This window comes from Paenibacillus rhizoryzae (genome assembly GCF_059686995.1).
The window spans coordinates 188,150-210,124 of sequence record NZ_JCAALT010000001.1; the positions used below are offsets into that span (position 1 = coordinate 188,150).

Genomic DNA, 21,975 nt, shown 5'->3' on the forward strand with positions numbered 1-21,975 from the left:
AAATAACACCTCAAATGCTTCCACCCTTGCGGCGCGGCAACGCTAATCGCAAGGGTGGACTTTGACGTTCATGGGAGAGGTTACCTGATGTATTTGCGTAAAGATACGGTACCGGTCAAAGTCGGCCCGCTGACGATTGGCGGTAGTGATGAAGTTATTATTCAAAGTATGTGTACGACCAAAACAGCAGATGTTGAGGCAACCGTTGCCGAAATCCTGCGTCTGGAAGAAGCAGGCTGCCAAGTTGTCCGGGTTACGGTCAACAACAAGGAAGCTGCCGAGGCCATTAAAGAGATCAAGAAACGCATTCATATTCCGCTTGTTGCGGATATTCATTTCGATTACCGCCTTGCGCTTGCTGCAATTGAGAACGGCGTAGATAAAGTTCGGATCAACCCGGGCAATATCGGACGCCGCGAGAAAGTCGAAGCCGTCGTGAAGGCTTGTAAAGAGAAGAACATTCCGATTCGAATCGGAGTTAACGCCGGCTCGCTTGAGAACCATTTGCTTGAGAAGTATGGTTACCCGACTCCCGAAGCTATGGTAGAGAGTGCACTTTTCCATATCGGTATTCTTGAAGAGCTGGATTTCCATGATATTATCGTTTCGCTTAAAGCTTCCGACGTGCCGATGGCAATCGAAGCCTATCGCATGGCAGCGGAAGTGATTCGTTATCCGCTTCACCTTGGGATCACGGAAGCCGGAACGCTTCACACCGGTACGATTAAGAGCTCGGCAGGTATTGGCGCATTGCTTGCAATGGGCATTGGTAACACGGTTCGAATCAGCCTTAGCGCAGACCCGGTAGAAGAAGTGAAAGTAGCGCGTGAATTGCTGAAGACCTTCGGTCTGATTACGAACGCGGCAACACTGGTTTCTTGCCCGACGTGCGGACGGCTGGATATCGACTTGTTCTCTATCGCCAATGAGGTTGAAGAATACATCAGCAAAATCAAGGTGCCGATCAAGGTTTCCGTTCTTGGCTGTGCAGTTAACGGCCCGGGAGAAGCGCGTGAAGCGGACATCGGGATTGCAGGAGCTAGAGGCGAAGGCATGCTCTTCCGTTACGGAGAGATGATTCGCAAAGTGCCTGAAGCCGAGCTGCTCTCGGAGCTGAAGAAGGAAATTGACGAGATTGTACGCGTCTTTGAAGAGACCGGCGAAATTCCGGGACGCAAGCATCAGCCCGGACCTCATGTAACCACATAGGAAAACCGTTCAAACTTTACGTATTCATAGCGATTATTCCATCCGGCCGGGGGCAATACTGAACAGTATGAGCCCCGTAAAGCCGGATTTTTTGTATGAAGAAAAACGGCGTAAGCCGTTTCTTTTCTTTTCAGCCAGAGAAGGAACGAAACTGCCCGCGCCGCTAGTCTTCTTAAGAGAGGAGTAATTGCTATGAGTTTAAGTTTGATTTTGATGTTGATCCAGGTGTTTTTCGCAATTGTGATTGGTTTGTACTTCTGGAATTTGCTGCGCAATCAGAAAACAAATCGAACGGCTGTCGACCGAGAGTCACGGAAAGAAATGGATAAATTGCGCAAGCTGCGCTCCGTTTCGCTGACGAAGCCGCTGTCTGAGAAAACGAGGCCGCAAACGATTAATGATATTGTGGGACAACGGGACGGTCTGCGCGCGCTCAAAGCGGCGATGTGCAGCGCGAATCCGCAGCATGTCATTATTTACGGCCCTCCGGGCGTCGGGAAAACGGCTGCCGCGCGGGTTGTACTGGAGGAAGCGAAGAAAAATCCGACTTCACCGTTCTTGCCGGATGCGAAATTTACGGAGATTGATGCCACTACGGCTCGCTTTGATGAACGCGGGATCGCGGATCCGCTTATTGGATCGGTACATGATCCGATTTATCAAGGTGCCGGCGCCATGGGAGTAGCCGGTATCCCGCAGCCGAAGCCCGGCGCTGTAACGAAAGCGCATGGCGGGATGCTGTTTATTGATGAAATAGGTGAATTGCATCCGATTCAGATGAATAAGTTGTTAAAAGTACTGGAAGATCGCAAGGTGTATCTGGAAAGCGCGTATTACAATTCCGAGGATAACAATATCCCGATGTATATCCATGATATTTTCCAAAATGGCTTGCCTGCTGATTTCCGTCTTGTGGGTGCTACGACGCGTTCACCGCAGGAGCTCCCGCCGGCGCTGCGCTCGCGCTGTATGGAAATCTATTTCCGTCCGCTGCTGCCGGATGAGATCTCGCAAATTGCCGTGAATGCGCTGAAGAAGATAGGCTTGCCGCCTTCTCAAGAGGCCATTGATGTCGTAACGCGTTATGCAACCAATGGCCGCGAAGCCGTAAACGTCATTCAATTGGCCGCAGGACTTGCGCTATCGGAGAAACGAGACACCATATCGGCCGCGGATATTGAATGGGTCGTCAACAGCAGTCAAATCCCTCCGCGTCCTGACCGTAAAGTGCCGTCTGCACCGCAGGTTGGTTTTGTGAACGGACTGGCCGTCTACGGACCGAATATGGGGACGCTGCTGGAAATCGAAGTAAGCGCAATTGGTGCAAGAGCCGGAAAAGGCGTGTACACGATCACAGGCGTTGTAGATGAGGAAGAGCTGGGCGGCGGAAGCAGCCGTACGCTCAGACGCAAAAGCATGGCTAAAGGCTCGATCGAGAATGTCCTTACTGTACTTAGAAGAATGGGCATGAAACCGGAAAACTACGATTTGCACATTAACTTCCCCGGCGGAACACCCATTGACGGACCGTCTGCCGGTATCGCGATGGCTACGGCAATCGCTTCTGCCATTAAAGGAGAGCCAATCAGCAATAAGCTTGCCATGACCGGTGAAGTAGGGATCCATGGTAACGTGAAGCCCGTCGGCGGTGTGCTTGCCAAAGTAGAGGCGGCTTTCCAAGCCGGAGCAGATACCGTATTGATTCCAAGGGAGAATTGGCAAGCTATCTTTGCTGATTTACAAGGTGTGCAAGTTATTCCTGTCGAGCATGTGGATGAGGTATTCCGCCATGTGTTTGGTGCTGAAGATACGCAAATGCAGTCTGCTTCGCAGGCGCCTGCAGCCGACGTATTTATCGCAACAGGACTGCCCTATTTGCAGGCGGATTCCGTTGAGTGATAAAATGGATGAAAGCCCTAAGACTTAAGGCCGAGGGAATCGGTTACGAAAGATCTGTGAGGAAGCTTCAAAGACGGAGGTGCTGGAATGGGACCTGCTAAATGGAAAGGTCGTCGTATGCCCCTGCTGCCGCTTCGGGGGCTGCTTGTATACCCCAGCATGGTGCTGCATCTGGACGTAGGCAGGGAGAAATCTGTGCGAGCGCTGGATCGCGCCATGCTGGACGATCATATGATTTTGCTATGTTCGCAATCGGAAGTGAATATTGAAGAGCCGTCACAGGAAGATATCTACCGCGTCGGCACGGCTGCAAGAGTGAGACAAATGCTCAAGCTGCCAAACGGTACAATCCGCGTACTGGTGGAAGGCGTTGTCCGTGCCGAAATCGTAGATTATTTGCCGAATGATGACTACTACGAGGTCACGATTAAAGAACTGCCGGAGGCGGAATCGACAGATCCGGAAATTGATGCACTCATGCGGACGGTGCTTAACCAGTTCGAGCATTACATCAATTTGTCGAAGAAAGTAACGCCGGAGACACTGGCGGCCGTCTCGGATATTGATGAGCCGGGCAGGCTTGCCGATGTGATCTCGAGCCATCTGTCGCTCAAGATCAAGGATAAGCAGGATATTCTTGAAACGATTGATGTACGTGAACGGCTCGAGCGCCTGCTCGATATCTTAAACAACGAGCGCGAAGTGCTGGAGCTGGAACGCAAGATCAGTCAGCGTGTGAAGAAGCAGATGGAGAAAACGCAGAAGGAATACTATTTGCGTGAGCAAATGAAAGCCATCCAGAAGGAGCTCGGCGAGAAAGAAGGCCGTGCCGGCGAAGTTGAAGAGCTTCGCGCACAGATGGCGGACTCCGGTATTCCGGATAAAGTGAAAGAGAAGGTCGAGAAGGAAATCGACCGTCTGGAGAAGATGCCATCGACTTCGGCCGAGGGCGGTGTCATCCGCAATTATATTGATTGGCTTCTTTCCTTACCTTGGAACAAGCTGACGGAAGATGATCTGAATGTCGCGAAAGCGGAGGCTATCCTTAACGAGGATCATTACGGACTCGAGAAGCCGAAGGAACGCGTGCTGGAATACTTAGCGGTACAGCAGCTCGTGAAGAAGCTGAAAGGCCCGATTCTCTGCTTGGTTGGCCCTCCGGGGGTTGGTAAAACCTCTATGGCGCGTTCGATTGCAAAGTCGCTTGGCAGACAGTTTGTCCGTATCTCGCTTGGCGGCGTACGCGACGAAGCTGAAATTCGCGGACATCGCCGTACATACGTCGGCGCGATGCCGGGCCGTATCATTCAAGGCATGAAGACGGCAGGATCGCTCAACCCGGTGTTCTTGCTTGATGAAATCGATAAGATGGCCATGGATTTCCGAGGAGATCCGGCTTCGGCACTGCTTGAAGTGCTTGATCCGGAGCAGAACAATACGTTCAGCGATCATTTCATCGAAGTGCCGTTCGATCTCTCGAATGTCATGTTCGTGACGACGGCGAATGCTATTCACAACATTCCAAGGCCGCTGCTAGATCGGATGGAAGTGCTGTACATTCCCGGCTATACGGAGCTTGAAAAGCTGCAAATCGCCAATCGCTATTTGCTTCCCAAGCAGAAACGTGAGCATGGCTTACTTGAAGAGCAAGTAGATCTCGGAGAAGATGGCCTACTTCAAATCATTCGCGAGTATACAAGAGAATCCGGTGTGCGTAACCTTGAGCAGCAAATTGCGGCGATGTGCCGGAAAGCTGCGAAAGCTATCGTGACGGATGAGAATGTTACTCCGATTAAGGTCGACTCTGCGAAAATCAAGGAATGGCTCGGACCGTCCAAATTCCGGTACGGCATGGCGGAGGTCGAGGACCAGATCGGCGCCGTTACCGGCCTTGCTTGGACCGAGGTTGGCGGCGATACGCTCGTTATTGAGGTAACGGTGCTGCCGGGCAGCGGAAAGCTTACGTTGACAGGTAAGCTCGGCGATGTGATGAAGGAATCTGCGCAAGCGGCATTCAGCTATACACGCTCCCGCGCCAATGAGCTTGGTATTGACCCGCTATTCCATGAGAAGAATGATATTCATATCCATATTCCTGAGGGTGCAATTCCGAAGGACGGACCGTCTGCAGGCATTACGATGGCGACGGCACTTATTTCTGCTTTAACGAATCGTCTGGTGGATAAAGAAGTGGCGATGACCGGAGAGATTACGCTTCGCGGCCGTGTGCTGCCGATCGGCGGTCTCAAAGAGAAATCACTCGCAGCACACCGGGCGGGCATCAAGAAGGTGCTGATTCCTAAGGACAACGAGCGTGACTTGCGCGATATACCGGATAGCGTCAGAGCCGATTTGGAATTCGTTCCGGTCAGCTCGATGGATGAGGTTATCAAGCACGCGCTTGTGAAGGTGGAGGCAGCAGCACCGGTACAGACGCATTAAGAAAGCAGGTTGCTCAAACGTGAAGATTAAGAATGTTGAATTTGTTATATCCGCAGTAAGGCCGGATCAATATCCGGTCGATGCCTTGCCAGAGTTCGCTCTGGCAGGGCGTTCTAATGTCGGCAAATCATCACTCATCAATAAGATGATTATGCGCAAAGGCTTAGCCAGAACAAGCTCGCAGCCGGGCAAGACGCAGCAGCTCAATTATTACCGTGTGAACGACGAAGTTTACTTGGTCGATTTCCCAGGTTACGGCTATGCCAAAGTATCGAAAGTACAGCGTGCGCAGTTCGGCGCGATGATCGAGACCTTTCTTAGCGTCCGTGAGCCGCTGAAGATGGTATTCCTTATTGTCGACATCCGTCATGAGCCATCCGTGGATGACTGTCTCATGTACGACTGGTTGAAGCATTATGAAATTCCAGTTTGTGTCGTGACAACAAAGGCTGACAAAATCCCGAAGAGTAAATGGGATAAGCATGTGAAGATCGTGAAGAAGAAGCTGGGCTTCCAAACAGGAGATTATCATGTTCTCTTCTCTTCTGAGACAGGCCTCGGCCGCGATGAGCTTTGGGCAATCATAAATCAAACGATAGCGGAAACAAGCGAAGAAGCGGAAGAAACCGAAGAAGTTTCAATCGAAAAGTGAGGATAACGCATAAAAGCAACGACTCTTCGTAAAATCTCCTTGATTATTCAGAAATATGCGTGAATATCGCGAATGGGCGGCAGGAATAAACCGCTACGATCGGGTATAATATAGGTAAGCAACTGATTTACAAACGCGTTACTTTATAGAATTGAGGAGATTTTTATGGCTCAGCGGATAGCCACGGAGTATGTCAATGCTTCTCTGCAATTAACGGCTGAAGAGATGGCGGGATTTGTCCAGTTTTTTGAAGACCAGCATATTAAGCAGCAGGTGCGGGTACTAGAGAATGGCAATCACGAGATGGTTCTCGAGGACGACGCAGGACGAGAAGAAGTCCGCCTTACTTTCGAACGTAAGCAAGATTTGTACGTATGCGCACTTTCATGCCGTATCGTACATCCAAGACTTACGAACGCAATGCGCAAAGCGGTATCGCTGTTCCGCGGAGATGCAGTCGTCAATCGCATTTATCCACATTATACGATGATCTATCATTATGCTGAAGGAACTGTTCGCAAAATTGTCGAAATCAAGAACAATGAGTCGAGAGTCATCTTTGAATTCAAAGATACCGTCGGTCAGCTTGAAGCGACATTCCGCGTGAACGACATCGAGAAGGAAATTGAAATCGTGCAAGGCGCGATTAATCAATTGCTCGATTTGCGCAATCAATGCAGTGATCGCGGGCAAATTTCGCTTATCGACCAACGTCTGGCACAGCATGCAAGAGCGCTGTTCTTGATGGAGGCATAAGTAAAACCGTAGAGAATCATTCTTCCAAAGCCGCTCATATGCGGCTTTTTTATTTGTGATAAATTTTGCCGAGGACCATCACCAGCTCAACAATTCGTACATACGTTGTTTACTGGAGTTTACTGCATGTTGTCAACTTAATTCTGCCCAAAAAAAACTGTTGCATTTCTGAGCGATAGATGTTATTTTTATTTTCGTTGCAATGAATAGGAACCAGGATTCACTCAGGACATGGTAATGTTGCGAGAGGAAAGTCCCTCGGGCAGTGAATGACGTAGGTCCTAGCGGATGAAATTACAAAACATTTTATTCCTAGGAAGGGGGAACCGAGAGATGGAATATTCAACTTTCGGAAGACACGTTGCTGTTGACACTTGGGGTGTAGATTTTGACCTGCTCAACAACGCGGAATTTTTACAAGCCCAAATGGTAGAGGCTGCAGAAGCATGCGGCGCTACAGTACTCTCAGTTCAAGCAAAACAATTTGAGCCACAAGGCGCAACAGTGCTCGTACTGCTGTCAGAAAGTCATCTTTCCATTCACACGTATCCTGAGAGAGGCTTTGCGGCTCTTGATTGCTATACATGTGGAGAAACAGTCGATCCACAATTGGCGATTGACTACATGATGTCTGTTTTGAAACCAAAAGTAACACATGCTAAGAAACTAGTTCGCGGTATGGGTGAATTGCAAGTCGTGGAAGCGGATATGAAGCAAGTTGAACTTGTGTAGCATTTTCATATGACTAAAGAGGGGCCATGGAGAAATCCGTGGCCTTTTTTGATGCCATAAACCAGGTTGCGCGTTTTCAAACAATTTTCATATTTGCAGGGGTACATCCTGTCTAACTGTGCTATACTAAATGATGAAAAAATGATTAGTGAAGGGCAGGTGAACGCGCATGCACATTATAGTCGTCGGTCTTAATTATCGCACAGCACCGGTTGAAGTGAGGGAAGGATTTACATTCTCCGAACGAGATCTGCCTGAGGCACTTGAGCAGTTGAAGCAAACGAAGAGCATTATGGAAGGTGTCATTGTTGCGACCTGTAACCGCACTGAATTGTATGCTGTTGTTGACCGTCCGACGTTGTGCGGACATTATATACGCAGTTTCATGGAGAAATGGTTTAATACGCCGAGACAGAAATTTACCTCGGATCTATATATGTATGAGGATGAGAAGGCGATCGACCATCTGTTCCGTGTTACTTGCGGACTTGATTCCATGGTCATTGGCGAGACTCAGATTCTGGGTCAAGTAAAGAATGCGTTCCTTCTTGCACAGCAGCAGAAGACTACAGGCACATTGTTTAATACGATCTTTAAACAAGCTGTTACTTTAGCGAAGAAGGCACATTCCGATACAGCTATCGGTGAAGCCGCGGTTTCGGTCAGCTACGCAGCAGTTGAGCTGGGTAAACGGATCTTCGGACAATTTAACGGCAAGACGGTTATGATCGTCGGCGCCGGCAAGATGAGTGAATTAACAGCTAAGCATCTGTATGCGAACGGTGTGGAACGAGTATTCGTCGTCAACCGTACCTATGACCGTGCCGTGCAGCTGGCAGATAAGTTTAACGGAACTCCGCTGTCGATGGCAGATGCGGTTTCGCGATTGCATGAAGCGGATATTGTCATCAGCTCCACAGGTTCAGATGGATATGTACTGGGCCGTGAGCAGGTTGCCGCAGCTATGCAGAAACGTAAATCCCGTCCGCTCTTCATGATTGATATTGCGGTACCGCGTGACCTTGACCCTGCGATTGCATCGGTGAAGAACGTGTTCCTATACGATATCGACGATCTGGAAGGCATCGTGGAGAGCAACATGGAGCAGCGTCGTACGGAAGCTGCGAAGATTGAAACGATGATTGCAGCTGAACTGGATGTGTACCGCGGATGGTACAAAACATTAGGCGTTGCACCGCTGATTCGCGCGCTGCAGGATAAGGCGACGGACATTCATGCGGAAACAATGGACAGTTTGGCGAACAAGCTTCCTAATCTAAGCGATCGTGAGCTTAAAGTCATCCACAAGCTGACGAAGAGCATCGTCAACCAAATGATGCATGATCCGATTCTGCGCATTAAGGAAATGGCAGGAGAGAAGCATGCAGACGAGGCTATGGATATGTTTGTGAAATTATTCGCCTTGGAAGAGACGCTTGAACAAACGAAGAACAACGCAGAGCAACGTAATCCGGCCGGGGCGAAAGAAGCCGCATCCAATGGAGATACAATGCCGGTACTTAAAGGTACAATTGCGGCAATTACAACCTAAAGTCACGGTCATTATAACGGGACTTTAGGTTACCAGATAACTTGTTCAAAGTTTGCGGAGGCCATCTATGGTTACACAAAATTGGTTTTATGATGGAATGCTGTATATCTATGCCCTGAGCCTTCTGTTTTACTTCTCCGATTTCGTTGATCGAAATCGGCAAGCGAAACAAGTGGGAACAGGGCTGCTTATTTTCGTCTGGGTGCTGCAAACAGGCTTTATTGTGAATCGCATTATTTCGCATCTGGACATGACCAACATCTCATTGTTCGAATATTTGCTCGTTTTCTCTTGGCTGCTTATCACGGTTTCACTGGTGATGAGCCGTTTTTTTAGGATGGAGTTTATCGTCTTCTTCGTAAATGTTATCGGTTTCGCAGTATTGACCGTCAATTTGTTCGGCGTCGGCTCAGGCGCATCTCTAGCGAGATGGGAATTGGCGCAGAACATGCTGGTCGTTCATATCATTCTCATGATCTTGGCGTATGCCGCGCTGACGATCAGCGGGATTTTCTCAGGTATGTATATGTTCCTGTTCGCGCGCCTCAAAGGCAAGCAATGGACCAAGAGTATGCAGAGAATGCCTAGCTTGGACGTAGCGGATCGCTTCATGTTCAGAGCAGCGCTGATCGGCACGCCGCTGCTTACATTATCGCTAGCAATGGCTGTTACTTCGATTCTCATAGAAGGCCGCTATGGACTTCTGCTTGATTTGAAGGTGATTTCATCTTTTATAGCGCTGGCGATATATATCTGGAATTTGCTGGGGCACAAATGGTTTGACGGTTCAGGCTGGAAGTTCGCGCGGCTGAATTTGATCAGCTATGGCGTCATGCTGCTTAATGTGTTGATGAATCAAGCCTCGAATTTTCACGGCTGGTCTTAAGGGGAGCCAAGGAGTTGGTTGCATTCGTGAAGACCTATTATCCAATGATGGTGAAGCTTCAAGGAAAGCGCTGCGTTGTAGTCGGAGGCGGCTCTGTTGCAGAGCGTAAAGTGCAAGGACTGCTGGATGGGGGAGCGGATCAGGTAGAGGTGATTGCCCCTGCTGCCTCATCTGTGCTTCATGAGCTTGCTAAGGCAGAGTCTATACGGCTTGTGCAAAGGGAATACAGGGAAGGGGATCTCCACGGCGCGATGCTTGTTTTTGCTGCGACGAACAATCGTCTAGTCAATGAAGAGATTACAGCTTTGGGGGACCGGCTCGGTATACTCGTAAATGTTGCTGATCTTGGCGAAGAAGGCAGCTTCGTGACTCCTTCCACGGTAAGACGCGGCGAGCTGCTGCTAGCTGTCACGACTGGCGGAGCAAGCCCGGCTTTGGCTGCGATTGTGAAGCGGCGGTTAGCTAAGCAATTTGGCGAAAGCTTCGGAGATAACGTCGAAGGACTTCGATTGCTGCGGACACGCGTGTTGTCGAGCGGCTTCAATCCGGAGCTGAGAGGCGCTATATTACGAATGGCTGCAGAAGAGGTTGCAGAGCAAGCAGGGCAAAACGTTGGACGAGGTACCTATACAGAGAATCAGATCGAAGAATGGATGAGCAGGCTGCTGCAAGCGGCTGAGAGGAGCAACTAATATGTCCCACAGAAATGAAGAACCCCGCGTTATTGTGGTCGGAACACGCCAGAGCGCACTCGCTTTGACGCAAACCGGTCAAGTTATAGATCAGCTTAAAGCGCTAAGCGAGGAGCATGGATTGCCGTATACGTTCGAGATTCGCAAAATCGTGACAAAAGGCGACCGCATTCTGGATGTCACCTTATCCAAGGTCGGAGGTAAAGGTCTGTTCGTGAAAGAGATCGAGCAGGCATTGTTCGATAAAGAGATTGATTTAGCTGTACATAGTATGAAGGATATGCCATATGAGCTTCCTGAAGGATTGATGAATGGTGCGGTGCCTAAGCGGGTTGACCCGAGAGACTGTATCATTACATCAAACGGTTTTACGTTCTCTGACTTGCCTAAAGGGGCAAAGGTTGGGACAAGCAGTCTTCGTCGTTCGAGTCAGCTCAAGAACGCTCGCCCGGATTTGCAGATCGAGTCCATTCGGGGCAATATCGATTCCCGAATCAAGAAACTGGAGAGTGAAGGCTTCGACGCAATTGTGCTGGCAGCAGCCGGACTTCACCGCATGAGCTGGGAATCGAAAATTTCTTCCTATTTGCCGGAAGATCTATGCGTGCCTGCGGTTGGCCAAGGTGCACTTGGCATCGAATGCAGAACAGAGGACGCGGAAGTACGTCACTTGCTGTCCCTTCTCAATGATCCGCTCACAGCGCTCGCCGTATCCGCTGAACGTAGTTTCCTTGGAGCGCTTAACGGGGGCTGTCAAATTCCGATTGGGGCACATGCTACGATCATCGAGACCGATGGGAACGGAGAATCGTGTCTGCTTGAATTGACGGGAATTGTCGGTTCGCCGGATGGCGGTATTTTGCTTAAAGAAACGTTGCGCGGACAAGACCCGGTAGCATTAGGATTACAAACAGCAGAAGCATTGAAAGCTAGGGGAGCAGATCGTATTTTAGCAGAAGTAAGGGGATGAACGTTTTGCTGAAGGGGAAGAGCAAAGGGAAAGTCTACTTGGTTGGAGCCGGACCCGGCGATCCAAAGCTGATTACGCTGCGCGGAAAAGAATGCATCAGTAAATGTGATGTCGTTGTCTATGATCGACTTGCCAGTCCCAGACTGCTTCGGTATTTAAAGCCGGGTGCTGAGAAGGTTTACGTGGGCAAGCTTCCGGATCGGCACACCATGAAACAAGAAGATATTAATCAGCTGCTTGTGGATCTGGCCATGGAGGGCAAGATCGTGACCCGTCTGAAAGGCGGCGACCCAACCATCTTCGGACGTGTCGGTGAAGAGGCTGAATTGCTGTATCACAATGACATCGAGTTCGAAATCGTCCCAGGCATCACCTCGGCTATTGCTGTTCCGGCATATGCGGGTATTCCTGTGACACATCGCGATTTGGCTTCTTCCTTATCGATTATTACCGGACATGAAAGTCCGGACAAGCTTGATCAATCCATCCACTGGGATAAAGTAACCCATGCTACAGGGACGCTTGTTTTCTTAATGGGTGTTGCTAAGATCGGCTATATAGCAGAACAGCTTATTAAGCATGGTAAGCCTGCACAGACGCCTGTTGCTCTGATCCGCTGGGGGACAAGAGTGGAACAAAGAACGGTTACGGGTACGCTTGAAACCATTGAGGAGATTGTCAAAGCAGCCAACTTCCAGCCGCCGGCAGTCATTGTTGTCGGTGATGTAGTCAAGCAGCGCGAGAAGCTGAAGTGGTATGAGCTTAAGCCGCTGTTCGGTACTCGCGTGCTGATTACGCGAGCCAGAGCACAAAGCAGCGACTTGGCGGAGCGGATTGAGGAGCTAGGCGGTGAGCCATGCGAGTTCCCGGTCATTGAGACTCGTGAGCCTAAGGAAGCTGCGATTGTGGACTCGGTTAACAATGCGCTGAATGAAGCCGAGCAATACGACTGGATTATGTTTACGAGCGTAAATGGTGTAGACTATTTCTTCAACTGGTTGAACAAGCTGCGTATCGATATCAGACGGTTCCACAAGGCACGTATTGCCGCTGTTGGGCCCAAAACGGCAGAAGCGCTGGAGAAACGCGGATTGTTCGTCGATGTACTGCCAGTAAAGTTCCAAGCAGATGATCTGCTTGACAGCTTGTCGGATCACTTAATCGCCGGCCAACGTGTCTTGCTGCCTAGAGGTGACCTCGCTCGTGAAGTTCTGCCGAGAGACCTAAAGGCGAAGGGGCTGATCCCTGTAGAAATCGACGTGTATGAAACGGTTCTTGCGGATAATCAAGATGAGGAGACGCTTGAGCTGCTTCAGAAACGAAGCATTCATGTTATTACGTTCGCCAGCTCCTCCACCGTTACCAATTTATTCGAAGTACTGCGTCGCATGGGGGTGCAAGATCCCCTTGGGCTGCTTCAAGGTATAGACATCGCCTGTATCGGCCCGGTAACGGCGAAGACGGCCGAAGAAGCCGGTCTGAAGGTGACGATACAGCCGGAGGATGCGACGATTGATGGACTTATTGATGCTATAGCCGAGTCACGGCTCGTGCATCGCAATTAAGAAGGAGGCTTTCTAATTATGGCATTTCCAATTACGAGAAACCGCAGACTTCGCTCATCAGGCGCGCTGCGTTCGCTGGTGCGCGAAACACATTTATCTGTAGACGACTTTATATATCCGTTATTTGTTACCCATGGTACAGGCGTGAAGGAAGAGATCTCTTCGATGCCTGGCGTTTATCATCTTTCCCTCGATCTGCTAAAGCAGGAAGTGGCTACGGTAGTGGAATCAGGCGTGAAAGCCGTGCTGCTCTTCGGCGTTCCGGATTCGAAGGATGCGGTTGGTTCCTCCGCATACGATCCGAACGGAATCGTTCAACAGGCAACAAGAGCAATCAAAGAATGGGCGCCTCAGCTTCTGGTCGTTGCAGATACGTGCTTGTGCCAATTCACGGACCATGGCCACTGTGGCATGATCCATCATGACGCCCGCACCGGCAATGCCGAGATTGACAATGACTCTTCGCTGGAGTTGTTGGTCAAAACAGCAGTGTCGCAAGCAGAAGCGGGCGCAGATATTATCGCGCCTTCGAATATGATGGATGGGTTCGTGGGAGCGATTCGCGAAGGACTGGATGCGGCAGGCTTTGAAATGGTGCCGATCATGTCCTACTCGGTTAAATATGCTTCGGCTTTCTACGGGCCGTTCCGCGAAGCCGCACATTCCACGCCGCAATTCGGCGACCGTAAGACGTATCAAATGGATCCCGCAAATGCGCGCGAGGCGCTTCGTGAGGCTGAAGCGGATATTATCGAAGGGGCAGACTTCCTTATGGTGAAGCCTGCGCTTGCTTACATGGATGTCATACGGATGCTGAAAGAGCACTTTGACCTGCCGGTTGCAGCGTACAACGTGAGCGCTGAATATTCCATGGTTAAAGCGGCTGCGGCGAACGGTTGGATTGATGAGCGCGCAGTCGTTCTGGAGACTTTGACGGGGATGAAGCGTGCAGGTGCAGACTTGATAATTACGTATCATGCATTGGATGCAGCACGCTGGCTGAGAGGCGAAGCGTAAGAAATGGCCATAAAAAAGCCTGGACGGCGTTAACCGTTCAGGCGGGCCAAGTCGAGCTTGTATTCGTTAAAGCCAAACGTTAATATATTGCGATCCTCTAGGTCTCTAAGCACTTGGGAAAGTGCCAGCTTGGCTACACCGGCCATTTGAGCGAGTTCATCGTAGTTGAGCGGCATCTTGATCGTAATAATGTTTCCGGCCCGTGTGCCATGTCGGTTCGCCATCAGAATGACATTCTTCAGCACCCGAGTACGCGAATCAACAAAGGTAAGATCGTAGACATGTTGATTGGTATCACGCAGTCTGCGGCAAAGCTCGGTCATAATATGGCGCGTTATTTCGAATTGCTCGCGAAGCAGGGCATGAAAGTCATTGGCGGAGATAACCAGCAGTGTCGAGTCTTCCAGCGTTTGAGCAGATGCCGAGCGTGGACGACCGTCGAGCAGCGACAGCTCGCCGAAGCTTTGACCGGACTGAATCAGCGATAACACTTTCTCGTCACCGGAAGTACTGCGGGTATAAATCTTAATGGAGCCTTTAAGCAAAATATAAAAGGCTGCCCCAGGGTCCTTCTCTTGAAAGAGCACTGTCCCGGGCGTGAATGTTTGTTTTCGAGCAATCGACAGTATACGCTGCAGCTGATCTTCGTTTAAATTTTCAAATAGCTGTACTTGCTTAAGCAATTCAATCACGTATGACCAGCCTCTCCCTATGAACTGCACAACAGTTATAACCTGATAATCTCTTAGCAGTTTACCATACGAAAGTCACAATTTAACAGGCAGGTGCGAGAAATGAGCGAAAAGAATCATAAAAGAGCGGATGAACGTTCCAAAGAAGCTTTTGCACGCGCGAAAAAAGTCATTCCGGGCGGCGTAAACTCCCCGGTTCGCGCATTCAAATCCGTTGGCTTAAATCCCGTCTATATGGACCGTGGCGAAGGCTACAAAGTCTATGATATCGACGGCAACAGCTACATCGATTATGTAGCATCCTGGGGACCGCTAATTATGGGCCATGCTCATCCGGAAGTTATTGAAGCGATCAAGAAAACGGCAGAGAAAGGCACCAGCTTTGGCGCCCCTACTGAAATCGAGACGTTAATGGCGGAGCTCGTCTGCGAGCGCGTGCCATCCGTAGAGATCGTGCGCATGGTCAATTCCGGAACGGAAGCGACGATGAGCGCGCTTCGCTTGGCTCGCGGTTATACGAAACGCAGCAAAATTCTGAAATTCGAAGGCTCCTATCACGGTCATGCCGACAGCTTGCTAATTAAAGCAGGTTCAGGCGTAGCCACTTTAGGCTTGCCTGACAGCCCCGGCGTACCGGAAAGTGTAGCTTCGCATACGATAACGGTGCCATACAACGACCTTGCTTCCGTGAAGCTTGCTTTCGAAAGCTTCGGCGAAGAGATCGCCTGTATCATCGTTGAGCCGGTTGCCGGCAATATGGGCGTTGTACCTCCGCTTCCCGGCTTCCTGCAGGGGCTGCGGGAGGTTACGGAACAGTACGGCAGCTTGCTCATCTTTGACGAGGTTATGACCGGCTTCCGCGTGCACATGAACTGTGCGCAAGGTCTGTATGGCATAACACCGGATCTCACTTGCCTTGGCAAAGTAATCGGCGGCGGTTTGCCTGTAGGCGCGTACGGCGGTAAACGCGAGATTATGGAAATGATGGCGCCTAGCGGCCCGATCTACCAGGCTGGTACGCTCTCAGGCAATCCGCTTGCCATGGCGGCCGGCTTCACTACGCTTAGCCTGCTCACTCCGCAAACCTATGAGCACATGGAGCGGATGGCGGTTCGTTTGCAGCGCGGGTTCGAAGCAAATGCAGCGAAGCATGGTATTCCAAACACGATTAACCGCGTTGGATCGATGGTGTGTCCGTTCTTTACCGAGCAGCATGTCATCAACTACGATACGGCGAAAACATCGGATCTGGAGCGTTTCAAAGTTTATTTTGCGGCAATGCTCGATCTCGGTATTAGTATTGCGCCTTCCCAGTTCGAAGGGATGTTTGTCTCCGGCATTCACGATGAAGCAGCCATTGACGCGACCATTGCGGCGCATGATGAGGCGTTTCGTCGCTTGTAAGTAAGCGTATTGTAGGAGCTGAGCAATAATGAGAAATACGATGAGCTACGAACGCAGTGGGGAATGGCTGAAGCTGCCTTCGGCAACGCTGGCCAGCTTCGCTGGTTCCGCCGCTGTTCCAGTACTAGAGGCCGGGAGTCATCCGCATCATGTGCGGCAATGGCTGCTGGCCCTTGGTTTATTTCCGGAGAAATGGCTGAACCGGCTGTTCTCTGTCGGTGGTATTCAGATGGAGGGAAGCAGTATTCTGCTGCGCACCTTTATCTCGGCGGATGCAGGGAGCGATGCCATCTTCCGTATGATCTCGCAAGGAGATGCAGCTCCAGCTTCGTCGCTAGAAGCTGGCCTTCTCTACTACGATGATTGGTGCCTGGTGATGGATAAGCCTGCAGGCATGCCGGTACATCCTTCTGCACCTGGTCAGCGCGGAACGCTGGACGAGGAGGCGGCCCGTGCAGGGCTTCTACGCGGGGATGGGCTGCCTGCCAAGCATATTCATCGGTTAGATGATGACACGGCCGGCCCGGTACTCTATGCGAGGAATGAACTCGCACAGCTGCGGCTCGACGAAGCGATGCGAGAGAAATCAATCGGCAGGCAATATGTCGCCCTGGTGCAAGGTGTATTGAAACGGAGCCGCGGCACAATCGATAAACCAATCGGCAAAGACCGTCATCATAGCGGCCGTCGACGCGTTTCACCGAATGGTGAGCATGCGATTACCCATTACGAAACGATTGCGGTTTATAAGCGCGCTTCGCTGGTCCGGGTATGGCTCGAAACCGGGCGGACGCATCAAATTCGGGTACATATGAGCGATCTGGGACATCCGTTAGTCGGCGATACGCTTTATGGCGGCTCAGACAGCAAACTTCGTCATCAAGCCCTCCGCGGCGAGCAACTGACATTTCGACACCCTTGGACGAAGGAGGAGACGGTTTTGTCCGCCTCCGAGCCGGATTGGTTTACTGAGGTCCGAGAGCGGTACGCGTCTCTGTGAAAATCGTAGTCATGCCTACCCACCCCTTGCCATATAGATAAATAGGGAAGAAAGCTGTAACCAAGCTTCTTGACAAGGGGAAAGGAGGACGACAAGCGTGCCCAGTCCGTCTAGTGGTTTGCGTTTTGACATTTATGAACGTGTACATTTACCCGAAGATGTAGCAGCGATCGATGAGCTTGATGAGATCGAGCTTGTGCCGCGAATCGGGATTGTTCAGCAAGACGAGCAGGTTTTATTAAAAGGCCATTTGCTCCTTACAGGAGTTTATCGAGCACAAGATGAGCCTTTAGCCGAACAATCTCTGGAGCATTGGATTCCTGTCGAAATTACGCTGCCTTTGAATCGTGTTCATCGATTGGATGACATTTCCGTTGAGATTGATAACTTCGACGTGGATCTGCTCTCCACTCGAACACTCAATATTACGGGGGTTCTATCCTTATTAGGTATCGAGATCGAGCAATTCGAGCCTGAACAATCCTGGCAGCGCGAGGAACCGATTACGGTCGTTCATTCTAGGGAATCCGAGGAAGCGCCGCAATTCACCCAATATGATTACGAGCAGCAGCGATTAGCGGCGGAATATGAACGGCAAGCAGTAGAAGAAGCAGCTCTGCGTGAGGCTGCTGAGAACGAGGCGATCGCGGCAAGAGCGTCGGCTTGGGCAAGGGAGCAGGAGAGACAGGAAGCGCTGAATCGTGAAGCTCAGGCTGCCTTATTTCAAGTGCCGATTGCAGAGCCTACCGTATATGAACCGAGCCCGTTTTCGGTGAATGCCAGCGCCTCTGAGCAGGAGGCCGCCATACCGGCTGCTGCTGAGCGGGAACCACAGGTTCGCCCGCAAGTTCAGGCTGCGACGGTTCCCGTAGAAGCCCAGCAATACGGCGACGTCTCCGCATCGGAGTCAGAAGCCGCCCGCAAGCAGATGCGCGTCGCACTCGCAAGCAAGCAAGCCGAGGAGGAGGCCGAGCCGCAGTCTGCCGGCGGAGTCGGGTTCAGAGCGCTGCTGCAATCGAGCCGCAGGGAGCAGGAAGCCAGAGCCGCTGCGGAGCAAGTTGCAGAAGCGAAGGCTGCAGAGGCTCGCAAATCGAGCGGTGACGAGATCGAATGGAAGAACTTGTTTTATGGCAGAGCAGGCGATGAGCAATCGTTCCGGAAGCTGCGTATCTGCATTGTGCAGCGTGAAGAGACGCTTGACGTTATTGCCGGGCGCTACCAGCTGCAAGCCCGCGAGATCGCACTTTACAACCGACTCTCCGACTCAAGCGTCAGTGAGGGCCAGGTGCTCTATATTCCGTAGTCCGGCATGGTGATGGCAGGACTCGCGATACTTAAGTGAACAACAGCGAACAGCCCCTTTAGGAGTGACCTTAACCGGTCCCCGGAGGGGCTTTTTGCCAGTTGTGGAAAGCTTGAATTAGGCCGCTATCCTGCTGGGATTGACGTGAACAAATAATAACGTGTATGATAGAAAAAATAGGGTAATACTTTTATTATAATGAACGTTGATGGGGAATATTGGCAGGAATGCCTTCAGAGAGCAGAACCGCTGCGCTGAGAGGTTCTGTAGGATATGAACTGCGATTTGTCGCCCCGGAGTTGCTGGATGAACGAAGCGTATTTTCTTCGTAAGTACCGGCCGGCTGCAGCCGTTATCTGTTTAAAGTTGTCGAGCCGATTGAGTCATGCAGGGCTCGGAACAAAGGTGGTACCGCGGAAGCTAAACCTTTCGTCCTTTGAATTAAGGGCGAGAGGTTTATTTTTTTTCGTTAATTATGCGTATTGGAATCCTTGAATGGATTAGAAATACAGTGGAGGTAGGATAAGCTGATGACACAAAAACAAGCAACGACTGAAATGCCGACAACGTACGATCCGAAGACGGCAGAGGCGAAATGGTATCCGTATTGGATGGAAGGCAAGTTTTTTGAAGCGGGCAAGCGCCCTTCGGCAGAGCCCTATACAATCGTGATTCCGCCGCCAAACGTAACGGGCATGCTGCATATCGGTCATGCGCTCGATTTTACGCTGCAGGATATTCTGATTCGTACGAAGCGGATGCAGGGCTATGATGCCCTATGGCTGCCGGGCAGTGACCATGCAGGTATCGCTACGCAAACAAAGGTAGAGCAGAAGCTTCGCGAAGAAGGTCAGTCTCGTTATGACCTGGGCCGTGAGAAGTTTTTGGAGAAGGTATGGGATTGGAAAGCGCTGTACAATGAGACCATTCGTGAGCAATGGGCCAAAATGGGCTTCTCTCTCGACTATTCGCGCGAGCGTTTCACGCTCGACGAAGGTTTGTCGCAGGCGGTACGCGAAGTGTTCGTTCGTCTCTACGAGAAGGGACTTATTTACCGCGGTAAAAAAATCATTAACTGGGATCCGGCTGCCCGCACGGCGCTATCGGATATCGAGGTTGAGCATAAAGAAGTAAACGGTCACCTGTACCACCTGCAATACCCGCTGAAGAACGGTTCCGGCTTCATTACGGTTGCTACGACGCGTCCGGAGACGATGCTTGGCGACACTGCGGTTGCGGTACATCCGGAGGATGAGCGCTATAAGCACCTGATCGGCGAAATGATTGTACTGCCGATTATCGGCAGAGAAATTCCGATCATTGCGGATGAGTATGTAGAGAAAGAATTCGGTTCCGGCGCGGTTAAGATTACACCGGCTCACGACCCGAACGACTTTGAAGTAGGTCTTCGTCACGACTTGCCGCAAATCGTTGTGATGGATGAGAGCGGTACGATGAATGCCGAAGCGGGTCCTTACAATGGCATGGATCGCGCAGATTGCCGCAAGAAGATCGTCGCTGATATGCAGGAGAGCGGCGTTTGCATCAAAATCGAAGATCACGTTCATCAAGTTGGCCACAGCGAGCGCAGCGGCGCCGTAGTTGAGCCGTACTTGTCGACGCAATGGTTCGTTGATATGAAGCCGCTCGCGGAAGCTGCAATTAACGCGCAGCAGTCCGGTAAAGGCGTAAACTTCGTTCCGGATCGCTTCGAGAAAATTTACCTGCAATGGATCGAGAACGTACGCGACTGGTGTATTTCCCGCCAGCTCTGGTGGGGTCACCGCATCCCGGCTTGGTACTGCGACTCTTGCGGCGCTATGCATGTTGCCCGTGAAGATCAAAGCGCGTGCTCCGCTTGCGGAAACGAATCGCTTCGTCAAGATGAAGATGTACTCGACACTTGGTTCAGCTCAGCGCTATGGCCTTTCTCGACTCTGGGCTGGCCGGAGCAAACGAATGATCTGAAACGGTTCTACCCGACCGACGTACTTGTAACCGGCTATGACATTATCTATTTCTGGGTTGCTCGCATGATCTTCACCGCGCTTGAATTTACGGACGAAATTCCGTTCAAAGACGTATTGATGCACGGTCTCGTTCGCGATGAGAACGGCAAGAAGATGTCGAAGTCGCTCGGCAATGGCGTTGATCCGCTTGATGTGATTGAGAAATACGGCGCGGATGCGATGCGTTATATGATTTCGACCAGCAGCACGCCTGGGCAGGATCTGCGTTTCCGCTGGGAACGTGTAGAGCAAGCGCGTAACTTCGCGAACAAGATCTGGAACGCATCCCGCTTTGCGCTGATGAACCTAGAAGGCGTAACCGCTGCGGATATCGATATTAACGTGAAGCTTGGCACGGCTGACCGCTGGATTCTGCACCGTTTGAATGCTGCAGTTGCCGATGTTACACGTCTGATCGACAGCTACGATTTCGGCGAAACCGGCCGTGTATTGTATAACTTCATTTGGGATGATCTTTGCGACTGGTATATCGAGTTCGCGAAGCTGAACCTGAATGGTCAAGATGCGCATGCCAAACGCGCTACACAATCGGTGCTTGCCTACGTGCTTGATCGCACACAGCGCCTGATTCATCCGTTCATGCCGTTTATCAGCGAGGAAATATGGCAACACTTGCCGCATGAAGGCGAGACCATTACACTTGCGGAGTGGCCGGTCTATGATAAAGCCCTTGAAGCACCTGATGCAGTAGCCGAGATGGAACTGCTAATGGATATGATTCGCGCGGTTCGGAATATTCGTGCCGAGGTTAATGTCCCTATGAGCAAGAAGGTCGAGCTGCAAATTAAGCCGTCCAGCGAGAGCGAAGCTGCTATTCTGGCACGCAACGAAGAGTTCATTATCCGCTTCTGCGGTACGTCGAAGCTTACCATGAGTCTGGATCTGGCCGCGCCGGATAAAGCCATGACGGCGATCGTGACGGGCGCTCAAATGTATCTGCCGCTGGCAGGCTTAATTGATATCGAACAAGAGATTGCTCGTCTTGAGAAAGAAATTGCCCACCTGACGAACGAGGTAGAGCGGGTAGAGAAGAAGCTTGGCAATGAAGGCTTCGTTGCGAAAGCGCCTGCTAAGGTAATCGAAGAAGAGCGTGCCAAGATGGCTGATTACGCCGAAAAACGGGATATGGTGAAAGCGCGGATTGCCGAGCTAAGAGGCTAATCCGGACCGCCAG

At 51.0% G+C, this 21,975-nt stretch carries 17 protein-coding genes; 16 read left to right on the top strand and 1 reads right to left on the bottom strand.

The window, feature by feature from the left end:
* The first annotated feature begins 87 nt into the window (after window positions 1-87).
* The 12 genes from ispG to hemB all read left to right on the top strand — a co-directional run bounded on the left by ispG (window position 88) and on the right by hemB (window position 14,372).
* Window positions 88-1,209 carry a flavodoxin-dependent (E)-4-hydroxy-3-methylbut-2-enyl-diphosphate synthase gene (gene ispG / locus AC6ESO_RS00785; protein ID WP_091214737.1) on the top strand — a complete coding sequence of 374 codons (1,122 nt, stop codon included), beginning with the start codon at window positions 88-90 and terminating at the stop codon, window positions 1,207-1,209.
* 192 nt (window positions 1,210-1,401) lie between these two features.
* Window positions 1,402-3,108: an ATP-dependent protease LonB gene (gene lonB, locus AC6ESO_RS00790; protein ID WP_494816934.1), complete on the top strand. Its 1,707-nt coding sequence runs from the start codon at window positions 1,402-1,404 to the stop codon at window positions 3,106-3,108.
* An 87-nt stretch (window positions 3,109-3,195) separates the two neighbouring features.
* Complete coding sequence (gene lon / locus AC6ESO_RS00795; RefSeq protein WP_494816935.1) at window positions 3,196-5,550, top strand: endopeptidase La; 2,355 nt, start codon at window positions 3,196-3,198, stop codon at window positions 5,548-5,550.
* Window positions 5,551-5,569: 19 nt separating this feature from the next.
* Window positions 5,570-6,202 (top strand): ribosome biogenesis GTP-binding protein YihA/YsxC, encoded by a 633-nt coding sequence (gene yihA / locus AC6ESO_RS00800; protein ID WP_497089763.1) that lies wholly within the window; start codon window positions 5,570-5,572, stop codon window positions 6,200-6,202.
* A 165-nt stretch (window positions 6,203-6,367) separates the two neighbouring features.
* Window positions 6,368-6,958 carry a non-ribosomal peptide synthetase module gene (locus AC6ESO_RS00805; protein WP_494816937.1) on the top strand — a complete coding sequence of 197 codons (591 nt, stop codon included), beginning with the start codon at window positions 6,368-6,370 and terminating at the stop codon, window positions 6,956-6,958.
* Between the two features lie 333 nt (window positions 6,959-7,291).
* Window positions 7,292-7,690 carry an adenosylmethionine decarboxylase gene (speD, locus tag AC6ESO_RS00810; protein WP_090983026.1) on the top strand — a complete coding sequence of 133 codons (399 nt, stop codon included), beginning with the start codon at window positions 7,292-7,294 and terminating at the stop codon, window positions 7,688-7,690.
* Between the two features lie 169 nt (window positions 7,691-7,859).
* Window positions 7,860-9,242, top strand: coding sequence for a glutamyl-tRNA reductase (gene hemA / locus AC6ESO_RS00815; RefSeq protein WP_497089764.1), 1,383 nt, complete (start codon window positions 7,860-7,862; stop codon window positions 9,240-9,242).
* Window positions 9,243-9,309: 67 nt separating this feature from the next.
* On the top strand, window positions 9,310-10,128 hold the full coding sequence (locus AC6ESO_RS00820) for a cytochrome C assembly family protein (RefSeq protein ID WP_497089765.1): 819 nt from the start codon (window positions 9,310-9,312) through the stop codon (window positions 10,126-10,128).
* 26 nt (window positions 10,129-10,154) lie between these two features.
* The gene (locus tag AC6ESO_RS00825; RefSeq protein ID WP_497089766.1) at window positions 10,155-10,820 is read left to right on the top strand and encodes a precorrin-2 dehydrogenase/sirohydrochlorin ferrochelatase family protein; all 666 of its coding nucleotides are present in this window, start codon (window positions 10,155-10,157) and stop codon (window positions 10,818-10,820) included.
* A 1-nt stretch (window position 10,821) separates the two neighbouring features.
* Window positions 10,822-11,790, top strand: a complete 969-nt coding sequence (gene hemC / locus AC6ESO_RS00830) for a hydroxymethylbilane synthase (protein ID WP_497089767.1) — start codon at window positions 10,822-10,824, stop codon at window positions 11,788-11,790.
* Window positions 11,787-13,355 (top strand): uroporphyrinogen-III C-methyltransferase, encoded by a 1,569-nt coding sequence (gene cobA, locus AC6ESO_RS00835; RefSeq protein ID WP_497089768.1) that lies wholly within the window; start codon window positions 11,787-11,789, stop codon window positions 13,353-13,355. The genes hemC and cobA overlap by 4 nt, the downstream gene beginning before the upstream one ends.
* Window positions 13,356-13,373: 18 nt before the next feature.
* The gene (gene hemB / locus AC6ESO_RS00840) at window positions 13,374-14,372 is read left to right on the top strand and encodes a porphobilinogen synthase (protein WP_497089769.1); all 999 of its coding nucleotides are present in this window, start codon (window positions 13,374-13,376) and stop codon (window positions 14,370-14,372) included.
* Window positions 14,373-14,401: 29 nt separating this feature from the next.
* On the opposite strand, the gene AC6ESO_RS00845 is transcribed toward hemB, so the two are convergent.
* Entirely contained in the window at window positions 14,402-15,064 is a 663-nt protein-coding gene (locus tag AC6ESO_RS00845; RefSeq protein ID WP_497089770.1) for a Crp/Fnr family transcriptional regulator, read from the bottom strand.
* A 102-nt stretch (window positions 15,065-15,166) separates the two neighbouring features.
* Here AC6ESO_RS00845 and hemL point away from each other — a divergent pair, with 102 nt between their 5' ends.
* From hemL to AC6ESO_RS00865, 4 genes are all read left to right on the top strand, one after another.
* Window positions 15,167-16,468, top strand: coding sequence for a glutamate-1-semialdehyde 2,1-aminomutase (gene hemL / locus AC6ESO_RS00850; RefSeq protein WP_497089771.1), 1,302 nt, complete (start codon window positions 15,167-15,169; stop codon window positions 16,466-16,468).
* A gap of 28 nt (window positions 16,469-16,496) precedes the next feature.
* Window positions 16,497-17,468, top strand: a complete 972-nt coding sequence (locus tag AC6ESO_RS00855) for an RluA family pseudouridine synthase (RefSeq protein WP_497089772.1) — start codon at window positions 16,497-16,499, stop codon at window positions 17,466-17,468.
* Between the two features lie 97 nt (window positions 17,469-17,565).
* A complete protein-coding gene (locus tag AC6ESO_RS00860) occupies window positions 17,566-18,771 on the top strand; it encodes a LysM peptidoglycan-binding domain-containing protein (protein ID WP_497089773.1) in 1,206 nt (401 codons plus the stop codon).
* A gap of 530 nt (window positions 18,772-19,301) precedes the next feature.
* Window positions 19,302-21,962 carry a valine--tRNA ligase gene (locus AC6ESO_RS00865; protein WP_497089774.1) on the top strand — a complete coding sequence of 887 codons (2,661 nt, stop codon included), beginning with the start codon at window positions 19,302-19,304 and terminating at the stop codon, window positions 21,960-21,962.
* Window positions 21,963-21,975: the final 13 nt, after the last annotated feature.